This window comes from Bradyrhizobium sp. HKCCYLRH3099, assembly GCF_051167855.1.
Taxonomy (GTDB): Bacteria; Pseudomonadota; Alphaproteobacteria; order Rhizobiales; family Xanthobacteraceae; genus Bradyrhizobium.
In genome coordinates this window covers 520,549-534,720 of record NZ_JBNPTW010000001.1, presented here as the reverse complement: position 1 = coordinate 534,720, position 14,172 = coordinate 520,549, and the positions used below count along the sequence as shown (strand labels likewise).

Annotated in this window: 18 protein-coding genes; 7 read left to right on the top strand and 11 right to left on the bottom strand. The window is 64.8% G+C overall.

From position 1 onward, the window contains the following. Positions 1 to 188: 188 nt before the first annotated feature. Positions 189 to 401, top strand: coding sequence for a DUF3126 family protein (locus tag ACQR1Y_RS02580; RefSeq protein WP_006611186.1), 213 nt, complete (start codon positions 189 to 191; stop codon positions 399 to 401). Between the two features lie 240 nt (positions 402 to 641). Here ACQR1Y_RS02580 and ACQR1Y_RS02575 read toward each other — a convergent pair whose 3' ends face one another. Continuing rightward, entirely contained in the window at positions 642 to 1,340 is a 699-nt protein-coding gene (locus ACQR1Y_RS02575; RefSeq protein ID WP_434858595.1) for a hypothetical protein, read from the bottom strand. 197 nt (positions 1,341 to 1,537) lie between these two features. On the opposite strand from ACQR1Y_RS02575, the gene ACQR1Y_RS02570 reads away from it, so the two are divergent. After that, the gene (locus tag ACQR1Y_RS02570; RefSeq protein ID WP_434875527.1) at positions 1,538 to 1,867 is read left to right on the top strand and encodes a DUF6949 family protein; all 330 of its coding nucleotides are present in this window, start codon (positions 1,538 to 1,540) and stop codon (positions 1,865 to 1,867) included. 75 nt (positions 1,868 to 1,942) lie between these two features. Further along, entirely contained in the window at positions 1,943 to 2,473 is a 531-nt protein-coding gene (locus tag ACQR1Y_RS02565) for a gamma carbonic anhydrase family protein (protein WP_316170253.1), read from the top strand. Positions 2,474 to 2,477: 4 nt separating this feature from the next. Here ACQR1Y_RS02565 and ACQR1Y_RS02560 read toward each other — a convergent pair whose 3' ends face one another. Together ACQR1Y_RS02560 and ACQR1Y_RS02555 are read right to left on the bottom strand one after the other, a co-directional pair. After that, entirely contained in the window at positions 2,478 to 2,645 is a 168-nt protein-coding gene (locus tag ACQR1Y_RS02560) for a hypothetical protein (protein WP_434875528.1), read from the bottom strand. Beyond that, the gene (locus tag ACQR1Y_RS02555) at positions 2,642 to 2,950 is read right to left on the bottom strand and encodes a hypothetical protein (protein ID WP_434875529.1); all 309 of its coding nucleotides are present in this window, start codon (positions 2,948 to 2,950) and stop codon (positions 2,642 to 2,644) included. Before ACQR1Y_RS02555 ends, ACQR1Y_RS02560 begins: the two co-directional genes overlap by 4 nt. 75 nt (positions 2,951 to 3,025) lie before the next feature. Here ACQR1Y_RS02555 and ACQR1Y_RS02550 point away from each other — a divergent pair, with 75 nt between their 5' ends. From ACQR1Y_RS02550 to ACQR1Y_RS02540, 3 genes are all read left to right on the top strand, one after another. Next, positions 3,026 to 3,613: a hypothetical protein gene (locus ACQR1Y_RS02550; protein WP_434875530.1), complete on the top strand. Its 588-nt coding sequence runs from the start codon at positions 3,026 to 3,028 to the stop codon at positions 3,611 to 3,613. Between the two features lie 160 nt (positions 3,614 to 3,773). Continuing rightward, positions 3,774 to 4,079: a hypothetical protein gene (locus ACQR1Y_RS02545; protein WP_434875531.1), complete on the top strand. Its 306-nt coding sequence runs from the start codon at positions 3,774 to 3,776 to the stop codon at positions 4,077 to 4,079. Between the two features lie 142 nt (positions 4,080 to 4,221). Next, positions 4,222 to 4,374 (top strand): hypothetical protein, encoded by a 153-nt coding sequence (locus ACQR1Y_RS02540; RefSeq protein ID WP_434858792.1) that lies wholly within the window; start codon positions 4,222 to 4,224, stop codon positions 4,372 to 4,374. A gap of 75 nt (positions 4,375 to 4,449) precedes the next feature. Here the strand turns inward: ACQR1Y_RS02540 and ACQR1Y_RS02535 are convergent, their stop codons facing one another. From ACQR1Y_RS02535 to ACQR1Y_RS02500, 8 genes are all read right to left on the bottom strand, one after another. After that, complete coding sequence (locus ACQR1Y_RS02535) at positions 4,450 to 5,262, bottom strand: dienelactone hydrolase family protein (RefSeq protein WP_434875622.1); 813 nt, start codon at positions 5,260 to 5,262, stop codon at positions 4,450 to 4,452. A 409-nt stretch (positions 5,263 to 5,671) separates the two neighbouring features. After that, positions 5,672 to 6,187, bottom strand: coding sequence for a hypothetical protein (locus ACQR1Y_RS02530; protein WP_434875532.1), 516 nt, complete (start codon positions 6,185 to 6,187; stop codon positions 5,672 to 5,674). Positions 6,188 to 6,449: 262 nt separating this feature from the next. Beyond that, a complete protein-coding gene (locus ACQR1Y_RS02525; protein WP_434858602.1) occupies positions 6,450 to 6,863 on the bottom strand; it encodes a hypothetical protein in 414 nt (137 codons plus the stop codon). A 221-nt stretch (positions 6,864 to 7,084) separates the two neighbouring features. Next, entirely contained in the window at positions 7,085 to 9,244 is a 2,160-nt protein-coding gene (locus ACQR1Y_RS02520) for a vWA domain-containing protein (RefSeq protein ID WP_434875533.1), read from the bottom strand. Further along, positions 9,234 to 9,824 (bottom strand): RNA polymerase sigma factor, encoded by a 591-nt coding sequence (locus ACQR1Y_RS02515; protein WP_434875534.1) that lies wholly within the window; start codon positions 9,822 to 9,824, stop codon positions 9,234 to 9,236. Before ACQR1Y_RS02515 ends, ACQR1Y_RS02520 begins: the two co-directional genes overlap by 11 nt. Positions 9,825 to 10,297: 473 nt before the next feature. Next, positions 10,298 to 10,924: a transglutaminase-like cysteine peptidase gene (locus tag ACQR1Y_RS02510; protein ID WP_434858605.1), complete on the bottom strand. Its 627-nt coding sequence runs from the start codon at positions 10,922 to 10,924 to the stop codon at positions 10,298 to 10,300. 332 nt (positions 10,925 to 11,256) lie between these two features. Beyond that, positions 11,257 to 11,871, bottom strand: a complete 615-nt coding sequence (locus tag ACQR1Y_RS02505) for a PilZ domain-containing protein (protein ID WP_434858606.1) — start codon at positions 11,869 to 11,871, stop codon at positions 11,257 to 11,259. A 144-nt stretch (positions 11,872 to 12,015) separates the two neighbouring features. Then, on the bottom strand, positions 12,016 to 12,573 hold the full coding sequence (locus tag ACQR1Y_RS02500; RefSeq protein ID WP_434875535.1) for a PAS domain-containing protein: 558 nt from the start codon (positions 12,571 to 12,573) through the stop codon (positions 12,016 to 12,018). 525 nt (positions 12,574 to 13,098) lie between these two features. Between ACQR1Y_RS02500 and ACQR1Y_RS02495 the strand changes: the two genes are divergently transcribed. Then, positions 13,099 to 13,893, top strand: coding sequence for a rhomboid family intramembrane serine protease (locus tag ACQR1Y_RS02495; protein WP_434875536.1), 795 nt, complete (start codon positions 13,099 to 13,101; stop codon positions 13,891 to 13,893). Positions 13,894 to 14,172: the final 279 nt, after the last annotated feature.

Genomic DNA, 14,172 nt, shown 5'->3' with positions numbered 1-14,172 from the left:
TTGACGATCCGGCATTTGTGTTGGCGGAATGAATGTGAGATCCACGGCGTCCCTTTTCAGGTCGTTCGACATCGCCGGTCCATGTTGCCTCGATCAATGGACCGACGCGCCGAACTCATAACGGCACGGACGTTCGCGCTTGCGACGTCCGCATCATCTGCAAACCTCGCTGTCGATTGGAGATCACCGTGGACGTTCAGGAAGTCAGGAAGCTCGACGCGTATCTGAAGCGCGTGTTCGGCAATCCCAAGATCCGCGTCGTGCCGCGGCCGAAGAAGGAAGACTCCGCCGAGGTCTATATCGGCGAGGAGTTCATCGGCGTGCTGTTCGTCGACGACGAGGACGATGATCGCTCGTTCCAGTTCCAGATGGCCATCCTGGAAGACGATCTCGTCGAGTAGCGCGTGCTCAGTTCACGCGCGTGATCTCTTCGTCATTCCGGGGCGCGCGCAGCGCGAGCCCGGAATCCATAGCCACCAGCGGTTATTTGTCGAAGACATGTGCGGCGTACTGCCCGCGATACGATGCGGCCTGTGGTTATGGATTCCGGGCTCATCGCTATGCGATGCCCCGGAATGACCCGTGGGAAGAGTTTCCGCTTTAACCAGCGCACGTGGTCGTTGCGCGAGCTACTCGCCCGACTACTTCACCGCATGCATCTGTGCGGTCAGTCGCTCCATGGCCGCGGCGACGTCCTGCCAGTTTGACAGCCAGCTGCGCGGAAAGCGGAAGACGAGATCGGCACTCTCGATGCGTCGTTCGCTGAGGCACATGCCGGGCGTGGCGGCGTCACGGGTGCAGCGGGCGACCAGCGCGGGCTGCTCACCCACGAACAGGTCCTCGACATCGTAAGGCGTGCCTGCGCGAAAGCCGCGCATGGTGAGACCGTCCTGAACCGCGATCCCCGACGGATTCAGATAGCGCGGATAGATCGTCTTCAGCCGCGTCTCCGGCGACATGGCATCGTGATGCGCCGAGATCGATACGAAGATGCGATCGATCGGATGCGGCGCCTGATCGATCTGGTCGGCGCTGACGTGATGCGGGGCCTCCGGCGGCGTCAGCGACGGATAGTCGAAGCCGAGATCGACACGCTCCTGTGGCCCGGTATGGCGCTGGATCTTGACCCGGATGGCTGCCGACGGAACGTTGAAGATCGTGCCGCCGATGCTGACGGGCAGGCGCTCGGGGCCCTTGAAGGCCGCGGCCCGCCAGGTCGGCCACAGCAGATAGGCCACGACCGCAACCGCCGACGCCGCCAGCATGCACCCGACGACGATCGGCACGGCATGGCCATGTCCGTTCGAAGGGCGGGCACTGCGAACCGAAAACATCGTCATGGCGGGCAGGGGATCTCGAGGCCGAATCAGCGCCGACTATGCCACGTCGATGCGGCATGTCTTCAGAATCTTACCGGTGGACCTTGCGCGCCAGACGCGGCCATCATTAACCGTTTCTTAAGGATAATGTGGCGCGCCCGGTCGGTTTTTGCCAAACCGGCGTTGGGCAGTTCTGCAAGTGTGTGTGGGTGCGTTCGATGACGGCAGAAGCGTTCAATTCCCTGTTCTCGCTCTTGATCGGTTTTGCCTTGGCCGGTGCCCTGGCGAGCGGTTATCAGGTCTATGCCGAACGTCCGCCCGGGTTCGAGCTGCTGCAGGAAGGCGTCACGCCCCGGCGCTTCGCCGCGGTGCCGTTCCTGGTGTTCGCCGCGCCCTTCATCATCATGCGCAACACGCTGCGCGGCGCGCGCATCGAGCGCCGTCGGTTCGAGTTCGTGATGCTGGCGACCGTGATCGCCGGCTTCTGGAGCATGATGTGCGGCACCTTCGTGGTGATGACCCTGCGCGCCGCAGGCGTGCTGGCCTAGTTCCATCGCCGCGGCCCGCTTGCTTGAATTCGCGCTGCTGCCTGTGCCAAGGTCTCTCGCGAATGGGAGATCTCGATGGCCATCTACGAACTCGACGGGCAGGCGCCCGAGTTGCCGGCGGACGGAAATTACTACATCGCCGACAATGCGACGGTGATCGGCCGCGTGAAGCTCGCGAAGGAAGTCACGGTCTGGTTCGGCGCGGTCATTCGCGGCGACAATGACTGGATCGAGATCGGCGAGAGCTCGAACATCCAGGACAATGCCACCTGTCACGTCGATCCCGGGTTTCCCTTGCGCGTCGGCCGCAACGTCACGGTGGGCCACAACGTCATCCTGCACGGCTGCACCGTCGAGGATGACGCGCTGATCGGCATGGGCTCGATCATCATGAATGGCGCCCATATCCGCCGCGGCAGCGTCGTCGGCGCCGGCGCCATCATCACCGAAGGCAAGGACTTTCCGGAGTACTCGCTGATCATCGGCGCTCCCGCGCGCGTCGTGCGCACGCTGGAGCCGGCGCAGGTGGAGCGCATGGGGATCGCGGCCAAGGCCTACGTGGCCAAGGGGCCGCGCTACACCAAGGGCCTGAAGAAGATCGGCTGACCGCTCAGGTCCCCTCGGATTCGTTTGCCTCGGCCGCACTCGCAACACGCTCATGGCCGCTCGCCCACAGGGCGTGCTGGTCGGAGCCGTCCTGATACGGATTGGCCTCGGCCGGGATGTTCTCCCGCGCGGCGCGCTGGCCCTGTTCGAACGGATCGGGGTCGGTGGTCATGCTGAAATCCTGCTCCTCTTGTTCGGCTTGGTCTTTGCTTTGCCGTCGGTTTCGCTGCCGTTGATTTTTCTCTTCGCCTTCCGCTCGGGCTTGCGGGCGCCGCCGTCTTCCTCCGCAGCGCTCTTGCGCAGCGCGTCCTTGAGGTCGGCCGGCACGCCGTGCTTCTCCAGCAGATCCATGAACGCCTCGTCGGCGAGATCCTGCAGACTCAGCATCTGATCGCGGCCGAGCTGCTTCAGCTTGTCGAAAGTATCCTCGTCGAAGGCGATCAGCTTGCGCACGGCCCCTTGCTCTCCTCGCGCCATCAATCCGCTCCGCGTCCGTTTCGTTCCGGAACACGGTCTGTCCGCTCGGGTTGAGATGTAAAGGGAGATCGTCCGATGGCGAGAGTTTCACTGGGTACGTTGATCGTGATCGCAGGCCTCACCACGGCGACGGCCGTGTTCGCCCAGGGCGGCGGCGGAGGAGGTGGCGGTGGTAGCGGCGGAGGGGCGGGTGGAGGAGCCAGCGCCGGCGGTGCTGCGAGCGGCGGTGCCGCAGGCGGCGCAACGACGGGCAGCACGAGTGGAGCGGGCGCAACGAGCGGAACGGCATCCGGGACCGGCAACGTCGGCGCGCCGAGCGCCGGCACGACCGGGATTGGCGGCGGCGCCAATGGCGCTCCTTCAGGCAACGCGGCCGGCCTCGGCAATACGCAGGGCAATCCCAACGCCGCGGGCAACGGGGCGCAGCTGTCTCAGCCGGGGGCGACCGATGCGAACGGCACCAACAGCCTCGGCACGGCGCAATCCTCCGGCTCCGGCGCGAGCGGGTCGTCGGGCGTGACGACCGGTTCAGGTCGCGGCGCAACGGGCGGCACGTCGGCAACGGGACCAAACCGGACCGGGGACTCCACTGACGAGGCCGCGATCCAGCAGGAGAACCGGAAGGTCGATCAGAGGGTCAAGAGTATCTGCCGCGGTTGCTGATTGTTGCCAGCCAGGCTGAGGGCATGGGCAGACACCACATCGCGCAGATGTGAGCAGACGTGTCCGCGAGCTGTTCCAAATCAGGCTTTAAGCATCGGCCTGCAATGATGGCCTCATTGCAGGCTGTTTGTTTGGCCGGTTTGAATTTGGAGACAGATCGATGCGCAGGACATGGATGGGATTGCTGGCAGGTGGCGTGATGGCGCTGGGGATGGTCCCCGGCGTGGCATCGGCACATGGGCCGGGCGGTTTCCACGGCGGCGGATTCTACCACGGCGGATTTCACCGCGGGTTTGGTCCGGGCTTCGGCTTCGGTCTGGGGTTCGGCTATCCCTATTACTACGGCGGCGGATACCCTTACTACTACCCCTACACCTACGAGGACCTCGGCGGCTGCTATGTCGCCCGCAAGCGCGTGCGGACAGCGCACGGCTGGCGTACTCGCCCCATCGAAGTTTGCGAGTGAGCCCTCGCACGGTGAAACCGGCGCGGGAGTGATGAGTTAGCTGATCACTTCACGTTAACGACAACTCGTCACCATCATTGTCGCTGCGCTGGACGAGCGGCGACGGAGAGAGAGCTGGCGCAACGCTTGCATGGAAACAGGCATGATGAACTCACTTACATCCCCTGAACTCACGCTGGTTTTCATGGGCGTCGTCGTCAGCCTCGGCGCCGCGCTGGTCTGGATGGCCTGGGAGCTCGAGCGAGGCGCTCGGCAGCCGGCAAAGATCCGCCGCGGCGATCGCCGGCTGCGCTGAGCTGATCAGCTCGCGTGCAGGGCGCGGGTCCACGGGCGCTCGACTGGCCCGAGGACGACGGCCTTGGTGCGCTGCTTAGCCCAGCACGCCGTAGGTCTTGAACCACGCCTGCATCTGTGCCCAGCCATCTTCCGCTGCGTCCTTGCGATAGCTCGGGCGGTAGTCGGCGTGGAAGCCATGCGGCGCGCCGGGATAGATCTTGAACTCCGCGGTCTTCTTGTTCTCCGCGAGCGCGGCTTTCATCGCCTCGACGCTGGCGACCGTAATGCCGGTATCGGCTTCGCCATAGAGACCGAGAACAGGGGCCTTCATCTCGGGCGCGAGCTGCGTCGGGCTCTTCGGCCATGCCGGATTGGGCGGATCGATCAGCGGGCCGTAGAACGCGACGCCGGCCTTCAGCGCGGCGCTTTTCGCGGCATACTCCCACACGGTCCGGCCGCCGCGGCAGAAGCCGACGATACCCAGGCGTGAGGTGTCGCCGCCCTGCGATTTTGCCCAGGCGACGGTGGCGTCGAGATCGGACAACAGCTCGGCATCCGGCTTGGCATTCACGATCGGCAGCAGGTCCTTGATCTCGGTGATCTTGGTGAGGTCGGTGCCGGCGCGGAAGTAGTAGTCCGGGGCCACGGCGAACGCGCCGAGCTTGGCCAGACGCCGCGTGACGTCCTTGATGTACTGGTGCAGGCCGAAGATCTCCATCGCCACCAGCACGACCGGCGGGTTGCTGGCGCTCGCGGGGCGGGCGAAATAGGCGGGCATCTCGCCATCTCCCACCTTGATCCTGGCGTCTCCCGCGTTGAGGCCGTTGCTATCCGTCGTGATGGCCTCGGCTCGGACCGGGCCAGCAGCCAGCGTGTAGCCCGCCGTCACGGCCGCGGAGGCGGTCATGAAGCCGCGCCGGGAGAAGGGGGCGACCTTGGTCAGCCCGATGATATCGGAGGTCAGCGCGGGATCGACGGACATGAAGGCTCCTCTGCGGATTGCGGGGGGCATTGAGCCGGGAATGGCAGCCGAAAAGCAAGTCACCAGCTGGAGAGCCGTCCAGGAACTGCGAGGGTGCGCGGATGGCGCGCCGCGTTCAAGCATCCTGACAAAGAACAAGGCCGTCGGCGCAGTATGGCGCCAACGGCCTTGCCAGCCCCGGATATTGAAATTGGCCCTGCGCCATCCTGAAATTGGCTCGCCATCCGGTGACCACAGGATGGCCTGAATCCGTGTCTGGCTTTGTGAAGCACTTCACAAGACACCGGGAAAATTCGGCAGGATTTGTACTGTCAGCGCAACGCGCCGTCGCGATTCAGGATCGGCTGCGACGCCCTCGGTGTGCACTGCGGCTCGCGTGAGACCGTGCGCGAATGCTGCGGTTACGCGAAGCGGGAGCGGCCTGCTCCGAGCTCTGGGTGCTGGCGAAGGATTGGCGGAGGCCGTCGATGGACTCCTTCAGCGTCGAGACCTGGTCCGAGAGGCGCTTGGTGTCGGCCTGCTGGGCGGCGAGCAGGCGGCGCATGCTCTGCAACTGCTCCTGCATCAGCTGCAACTGATCGATCGATTCCTGCTGGGTGGCTTCGAGCCCCTTGGTCTTCTCGACCAGCTGCTCGGAGGCCTGCACCGTGCGGGCCTGCAGTTGCCGCGTGACCGCACCGCGGTCGACCTCGACCGGAGCGCCGCCATAGGCTCGCCAGAGAACGATGCCGCCGATACCGGCGATGATCACCGCGAGCGTTGCGGCGGCGAGGGCGATCGGTTGGCCCCGCGTTGGACCCGGCCGGGTCGTGTCAGCATAGCGACTGGTGTCGCGCGTCACAGGATTCATCACGAAACCACCCAATCGAAAAGACTTCGCAGTCCTCTCCGCAGAAAATGCGGGAGGCGGGGACATTCGAGAAATCAAACGCGGACCGTTCGGCGCAGGCGTGCGCTGAACGGACAAACCTCATCGTAAAGATTTGGTGAGCAAATCGGACAAAAGCGAGGCCCGCAACCCCGAAAGAGTGCGGCGCGGCCATGCCGCGGCAAGCTTCCGGCCGCCGATCGGCCGGGGCGACGCTCCGCAAAAGGGTCAACTGATCAGGAGCTTACTGGCCCGAATTGCAGTTCCGGCAGATCGTGAGCTTCTGCTTCAGACGGGCCTCGTCGGCGAGGTCGGCAGCCTGTTCCTCCTCCCAGCTCATGCGGCCGCGTGAGCCAGAGCTGGACTGCGCGGACATGACGTCGACCCGGGAATCGCCGCGGCGCCTGGCCGGCTTGCGGGCGGTTCCGATGTCCGGCTCCATCACCATGTCGGTGTCGGTCTCGGAGGCGACCCGGCCATCCCAGTCGGCCGCCTGCGGCTGCGGGCCAGCCGCGACCGGCGTCGCCGCCATGGCGGGCGTTGCAGCCGGCGTGTTGGCCGAGGCCATCGGCCCGGAGCAGCCGGTCCCGGACATGCAGCAGTTCGCCAGGGTCAGGGCCGCCGCCAGCACGGTCGCGCTTCGCAGGATCATCATCATGCCGACAACCTAAACCCGACCATCGAGGGAAAACAAGGTTGGCGGCCGACGCCGCGCCCCGACTGCGACATATCTGCCGAGCAAGGCCAAAAAAAGTTGCGGCTAGGCCTTGGGGGCCTAGCCGCGACCGAGGGCGTTGACAAATTTCAGTCGTCTGACCCTTTTCGCCTGCGCTGGTCGCAAGTTGCGTACCGATGCCGTGGTCGAGAATCGCACATCCATTAAGGTCGCAGCGGCTGCATTGCGCTCGCGGTTTTGGCCGCGCGCACCAGCTGAAGGAACTCGGCGCGATAGGCGTAAGGATCGTCTCCGCGTGCTGCCGAGGCGATACGCAGCACGTCGTCGTAGCCGAACTGTCCGGTGTGCTTTCCACCACGTAGAATCTCGCCGAACGCGGCCACGCCGGTCGCAAAGCGGGCATCGAGCGGCGCGTCCTCGAACCGAGCGCTTTCGGATCCGCGATCGACGGGTGTGCTGATCAGCGTGCTTCGATCGGATCGCGGCAGCTTGTAACGGATCTTGACGAAGGCATATTCGGTCGGCGACGGCGAGCCGCTCGCGGGGGCAGGCGCCCCGTATCTGAGATCGTCGACCGTCCGAGGCCCGCCGACGGGCACGATGTCGTAGAGCGCCGTCACGGTTTGCCCCGAGCCGACGTCGCCAGCGTCGACCTTGTCGTTTGTGAAATCGGCACGATTGAGAAGTCGAGTCTCGTAGCCGATGAGCCGATATTCGGCGACGGCTGCTGGATTGAACTCGACCTGAATCTTTACATCCTTGCCGATCGGAAACAGCGTCGAACTTGCCTCTTGGACCAGGACCTTGCGCGCCTCGTTGATCGTATCGATGTAGGCGGCGACGCCGTTTCCGTTCTGCGCGAGCGTCTGGGCCAGCGCGTCATTGTAATTGCCGGCACCAACGCCGAGCACGGACAGGAAAATGCCCTTTTCGCGCTGACGCTCGACGAAACCCTTCAATTCATCCTTGTTGGTGATCCCGACATTGAAATCGCCGTCGGTCGCGAGGATGACGCGGTTGACGCCGCTTGCGTCAAAGTTCTGCTCGGCGAGCGCATACGCCCGCCTGATGCCCTCGGCGCCCGCCGTGCTGCCGCCGGCCTCCAGCCGGTCGATCGTCGCCAGGATCTTCGCTTTCTCGGATACCGAAGTGGATTCAAGCGCCGTTCCGGCATTCCCTGCATAGGTGACGATCGCGATGCGGTCCTCCGGTTGCAACTGGGTCACGAGCATGGCGAGCGACTGCTTCACGAGCGGCAACCGGTTCGGCGGCTGCATCGAACCCGATGTATCGATCAGGAAAACCAGATTCGCGCGCGGCCGGTTTGTCTGTTGCAGCGCATAGCCCTTGATGCCAATGCGAACGAGCTTGCGGCCCTCCGCCCAAGGGTTCGGAAACACGGCCACATTGGCCCGGAACGGCTCGTCCGGCGATGCGGGCGCTTCATAGTCATAGGGAAAGTAATTGATCAGCTCCTCGGTCCGAACGGACGCGGCCGGCGGCAGGACATTGCGGTTGAGCTGTGCGCGGACGAATGCGTATGACGCCGTGTCGACGTCGATGGAGAATGTCGAGACCGGTGCATCGCGCGCGACCTTGAAGGCGTTTTCCGGCGCATTGGCAAACTGGTCGCGGCCGACAGGCTCGGACACGCCAGGAACGCGCTCGCGCTGTGTGTGGTCGCGCAGGCTTTCGGCCGGCGCCATCTGCTGGGCATAGGCTGGCGGCGAAACGCGGTTGAATCCGTCATCGATCATGTAGTCCGCACGGCTCCGAGCGGAATAAGGCGACGGTGTCCCCTGCAGGGGACCCTGCACCCGGCCCGTCGCGAAAGGCGCCTGCGGAACCAACAGGCGGGCGGCCTGATTTTCCACATGCGGCTTGGCGGGAGGCGGCGCCGCGGCTGCCGAAGGGGCAGCGGCTTCCAGATTGGGCTTTGCGGCCGGAGTGACGGTTTGGACTCGCGTTTGTGGCCGGTCCTGGTTTTCGCTTTCCTTCTTTGCTTGGACCGTCGGCTCAGCCTGAGCAACCTCGTTGCTCGCCACCTTCTGTTCGACGGGCGCAGCGAAGTGCGCCAACTGCGGTGACCGCGCCAGATGGAGATAGGCGCCCGATCCGGCAACAACACAGGCCAGGCTGGCAGCCAGGAGATATCGCGTTCGCTTCATGACAGGTCTCTCGCGTGACGGCCGCGGGGACGCGGCGGTTCGCTCGATGAGACGGATGTCGGTCGCGATTCCTTGGACGTTCCCCGCGCTTTTTCGATCGAAGCGCAGCAGCGCCTGTTGCACAGCCGCATCACGTGCGTCCGGCGCAGGCGGCGGGGGAGAGGGCAAACGATTCATGTCGTGATCAGAGCTCATCGCTGATGTCCTTCGCGAGACCTGCTCGTCGCCTCACCTCGTGCATGCGGCCGGAGATCGTCGACTCGGAGACACCGAGGGCCGTGGCCGCCTCCGCGTGCGTCATGCCTTCGCCGACCACGAGCACGACCGTCTCGCGTAGCAGCGGCGACAGCTGCGCCAGCTCGCTCGCGAGCCAGCTGCGACGGAAGAGATCCCTGCCATCGGGCAGCGCCGCCATTCTCGCAAGCACGGCGAGGTGGCCTTTCAGGCGCGCCAATGTCGAATGGCGCCGATGGTGGTCATGACAGGCGTTGCGCACGATTCCGATCAGCCAGGTCGTGAACCTGGCCTCGCCCCTGAAGGACGCGATCCGTTCCACCAGCGCGCAGCAGACGTCCTGGCAGATGTCCTGCGCGTCGGTCCGGGAGCCGGTCATGCGCCAGGCGACGCGGTGCATGAGGTCGTAATGACGCCGCAGCAAGGCTTCGAACGCGGCGCGGTTGCCCTGCGTGGCCAGACGGACGAGGTCGTCATCCGTGGCCTCGCCGCTCGACGGCTCAGTCGCCCCTGCTGTCGCACGCTGAATGACGCCCCCCATGTCGTTTCCTCAGGGCCGACAGGATCGAGCATGACAATTCGGACCGTCACCCGGCCCTTCGGCCCGTCCCGTCCAGGACCGCGCTCGCATGTGACCTATCCCTGCCATGGTCGTTCCACCCATACACCGGACACTGGGAAAGGGATTTTCCCGGCATTCACCCAGTGAGACGCATGGAACGGCGGACTCCTTGGGTCAGGTCAGGGAAAATTTTGGACCTCGCGACGCCAGAGCTCGAGGCCAGCATCGGGGCATCCAGGGCAGCCGATCGGTCCGCATGAATCCGGCTCCCGCGCCGACGCAATGGGGCGGCTTTCGAACGGGTGAAGAGAATCGGCCCCGCGGATTGTCGGGCCACCCGCCCAAAAAAGTTGCGGCCAGGCCTTGGGGGAGGCCTGGCCGCGCGCGAACCGGTCTGGGACGGGGAGGGGTGGGGATGTGACCGGGTCGCGTAACTCGAAACTGTTGTCCTCTTAGCGCTCCCTTGCGCTCGCGGTGGCCACCGCCGGGCGGGCATCGCCGAGCGAAACCCACACGTTGGGATCGCTCTGCGACTGCCGCTTGACGAAGCGGTAGCCGGTGTCGGTCCAGGCGACGACGTTCTCGTTCTGATTGTCGAGCACGTATTCGCCCTTGTCGGTCTTTACGGTGAGGACGGCATGTCCTTCACCCTTCTTGTCGCGCACCACCGTGATCAGCAGCGCCTCGCGGGGCCAGCCGGCATCGATCAGCAGCTTGCGCTTCAGCAGCACGTAATCTTCGCAGTCGCCGTAGCCGTCGGTCGGCAGCGACCATTTCTCGACCACGCCCCAATGGTCCATGTCGGTGATGGGCTTCACATTCTCATTGACCCAGCGATTGACCTTTAGCAGATCGCGCCAGGCGGTCTGGGACAGCACGATGTCGCGGGGCTGCGACGCGCCGCCGCGGCATTCCTCAGGGGTCTCGGTGCAGAACTCGATCCAGCCGATCGGGGCCCGCGTGGTGTCGCCAAGGCTCGCATAGAGCACGCGGTCATCACCGGCATGCGCCATCGTCCCCATCGCCATCAGGATGGCTGCGACCGCCAATCCCTTCGCCTGTCCCGTCCGCTTGACCATTTTGGCCCCCGTTTTCGTTGGGACCATGTGTCTCACAAAGATTTTTCGCTGCCGCTAAATCGCCACGATGGATTTGACGAAAACCCAATTCAAACAAGGCGCTAATTAGGATCTTTGTTGAATCGAATAAGCATAAAATTTGAATCGATCGCACTTAGTTCAAATGCATCGCATTAAGCCGCAAACCGCTGTGATTGCAGTCATGCCGACGCGTTTCAGGCTGCGTATTAACTGCGCCGGGCACAGCGTGCGGTCGCCGAACGGCACACGGCGCCCGCGGTGGCGGACGCCGTGTGCCCCGGAGAGTTGCGGGATTTGCAGGAGTTGCGGCTTTACCGCGCGGTAACGCTCTCTTCGAGCGTTTCGGCGAGCTGGGCGTGGATGAACTCGATGGCGAAGCCGCCTTCGAGATTTCGCACCACGCGCGCCTGCACGCGGCCGAGCATGACCTGCGATTTCATCGGCGGCTTGGTCTCCGCCGCGATGGCCGCGCCCGACAGCGACATGTCGATGATGCGGCAGGTCATCTTGGTGCCGTCCTCGAGGGTGAGCACCGCGATCGGGTTGCGCGGGATGATACGGTCGTGGCGGCGATCCTCGGGCAGGTTGAGGATGTCGCGGTTGGCGAGCCAGGTCAGCTGCGCGGCGAGCTTGTCGCGCTTGCGGGCGGTCGCGCCGATCGTCATCGCAAAGCCGTTGTCGATGATCCGGGTGATCTTGCCCTCGACGCGGCCGATATGGTCGAGATAGGCGATCACGCGGTCGCCGACATTGCCGATCCCCGGCGCGAGCAGCGCGAGGCCACCGGGCGACATGTTGATCACCTGGCAGGGAAACTCACGGCGGTCCGGCAGCATGTAGCGGCCGAGCAGATGGACCTTGACCCGCTGGAAGCGGCGGCGCTCCTCGGCGGCCGGAAGAGTCAGTTTTTTGTTCGGCAACGCCATGTTTCGCCACTTCAAAGCCGGCTCTTAGCAGCGCCGGACGGTCCAGCAACGAAACTAAATCCTACAGGGTTAATTCAGCGTTATCGCAGCACCGCAAGCGTTCATGTTGCGCACGTGTTGCGGGAAGGATCGGGCGACGTGCTATCAGCGCAGGCCCTCATACACCAACAGGCCGCGGGCGAGCGCGAGCTTGCGCAGGGCGCGCGGCACGATCGGCTCGACCGGGGGATGGATGTAGCGCCAGGAGACGACCTCGAGCGGGCCCAGCGCGCCCTTCGGGGTCTCGAACGGGGCGAGCAGGCCGGTCAGGCTGATCGGCTCGTGTGCGCGCGTGGCGAACGGCAGTAGCAGGAGCTCGAAATGGGCAATCGTGCGGTCCGGCGCGCCGGCCTTCACGCCGGCGATCGCCGGCAGCGTCTCCTCGCAGACCACGGTCGTGATCTCCTCGATCTCGCGGCGGCTTTCGGACGTGAAGTGCGACGGGAAACTCTTGTCCTTCACGTCACCGCCGAGCAGGGCGCACAGCCGCGTGCCGGCCATGCGGAACGGGAAGCCGCTCCCGGCGTCGCAGGACAGCACGAAGATGTCGCCGAGCAGCTCGCGCACGGCCTGTGGCTCGAAGTCGCTGCGCTCCGGCGCCTTGGCATAGCCGCGTCTGGCGTTCCAATAGGCGAAGAGCTCGCGATTGGACGGATGTTTCATCTGAAGACCCCTCGCGCACTGGATGTCGTCGGGACATCGCTGTCCCGCTTTCGTCCAGGCGCCTCCCTGGATTGTTGTCGCAGGAGGGGCGGTGCAGCGTCCATGCCGATGGTGCGATCGTGCCGGCTTTCCCCCGGCCTTCCGCGCGTTAAGGTTAAATTAACGATGAGCTTGGCAGCCGCGGCGTGATCGTTAAAAATTCGTTTCGTCAGACCGCGGCCGGGCGATGAAAGCTCCGCCGCGATCGGTCCAGGACACGAAGGCGGCGTCAAACAAGTCCGGTCGTCGCGACGGGGAGGGGTGGGGATATAACCCCGGGCTCCCCGGATGCCAACAAGGCCGGCGCTCTTGCGAGGGAGGGTTTTCTCAGGACCCTCCCTCTTTCTTTTCAAGTCCTTCCAGATCCGGCCCGCGCCGCAACGCGCCGCTGCGCCGCACATCAACTCTGCGCCGGTGCGCTTGCGTAACCGCACCAAAGCCGCCTATCTGACGGGTCTGTTCCTCTCGTCGAAGGCGTGCGTTCCGTTGGATTCTTCGTCAGATCTCACGCAAGGGCAGCCGCTGCAGCAGGCCCGCGAGCCGATCCTCAATCTGCCGGGGGCGCTTACCGCCTACATCCTGCTGATCGCGGTGATCCACCTGCGCGTGCTGCTGCCGGAGGACTGGGACGACTTGATCATCAACCTCTTCGCCTTCGTCCCAAAACGGTACGACCAGTCGCTGATGGACGGGCCGTTTCTGGGCGGCACGCCGGCCAAGGTCTGGACCTTCGTCAGCTACTCGCTGCTGCACGCCAATCTCGCCCATATCGGCTTCAACGTGCTGTGGCTGCTGCCGTTCGGCAGCGCGCTGGCGCGACGCTTCGGCGCGCTCAGGTTCTATCTGTTCATGGCGGTCACGGCGGCCGCCGGCGCGCTCGCCCATCTCCTCACCCACGAGCACGCGCTGGCGCCGATGATCGGCGCCTCGGCCTCGGTGTCCGGCACCATGGCGGCGGCGATGCGCTTCGCCTTCGTCCGCGGCAGCTTCCTGTCGTTCAGCCGTGGCGACGCTGTCGCGGCCGCGAAGGTGCCGGCCTTGTCGCTCTCGCGTGCGCTGCGCAATCCGCGCGTGCTGGGCTTCCTGGTGGTCTGGTTCGGTGTGAACATCGTGTTCGGGATCGGCGGCATCACGCCGGGCGCCGAGGGCGCCGACGTCGCCTGGCAGGCCCATATCGGCGGCTTCGTCGCCGGGCTGATCCTGTTTGCGCTGTTCGATCCCGTTCCGCATGTGCGTGACGATGCTGCACCTGCGTTGCCGTCCGACGCGGTCGACAGTTAGTTGCCGTTTTCCTGCGCTTGCGGGCGCGGCTGATTTCATCCATCATTTGCGTCCGCTGCAACCGGAGCACGATTCCGGAACAATGAGCAGTGCCGGTTTTTGCCGTGCAGATCCTGCGACGCAAAACGGCCTGCCAAGGGCACTGCAACCGGAACGCGATCGGTGCATTGCCAGACTGTTGATTGACTCTCGTGACTTAAGCGATCCGCTTGACGGACGACTGCAGGCATCAGCCGCAACGACGCCTCGCTCAAGAAGGCGCATCGGCCTCTCAAGGAG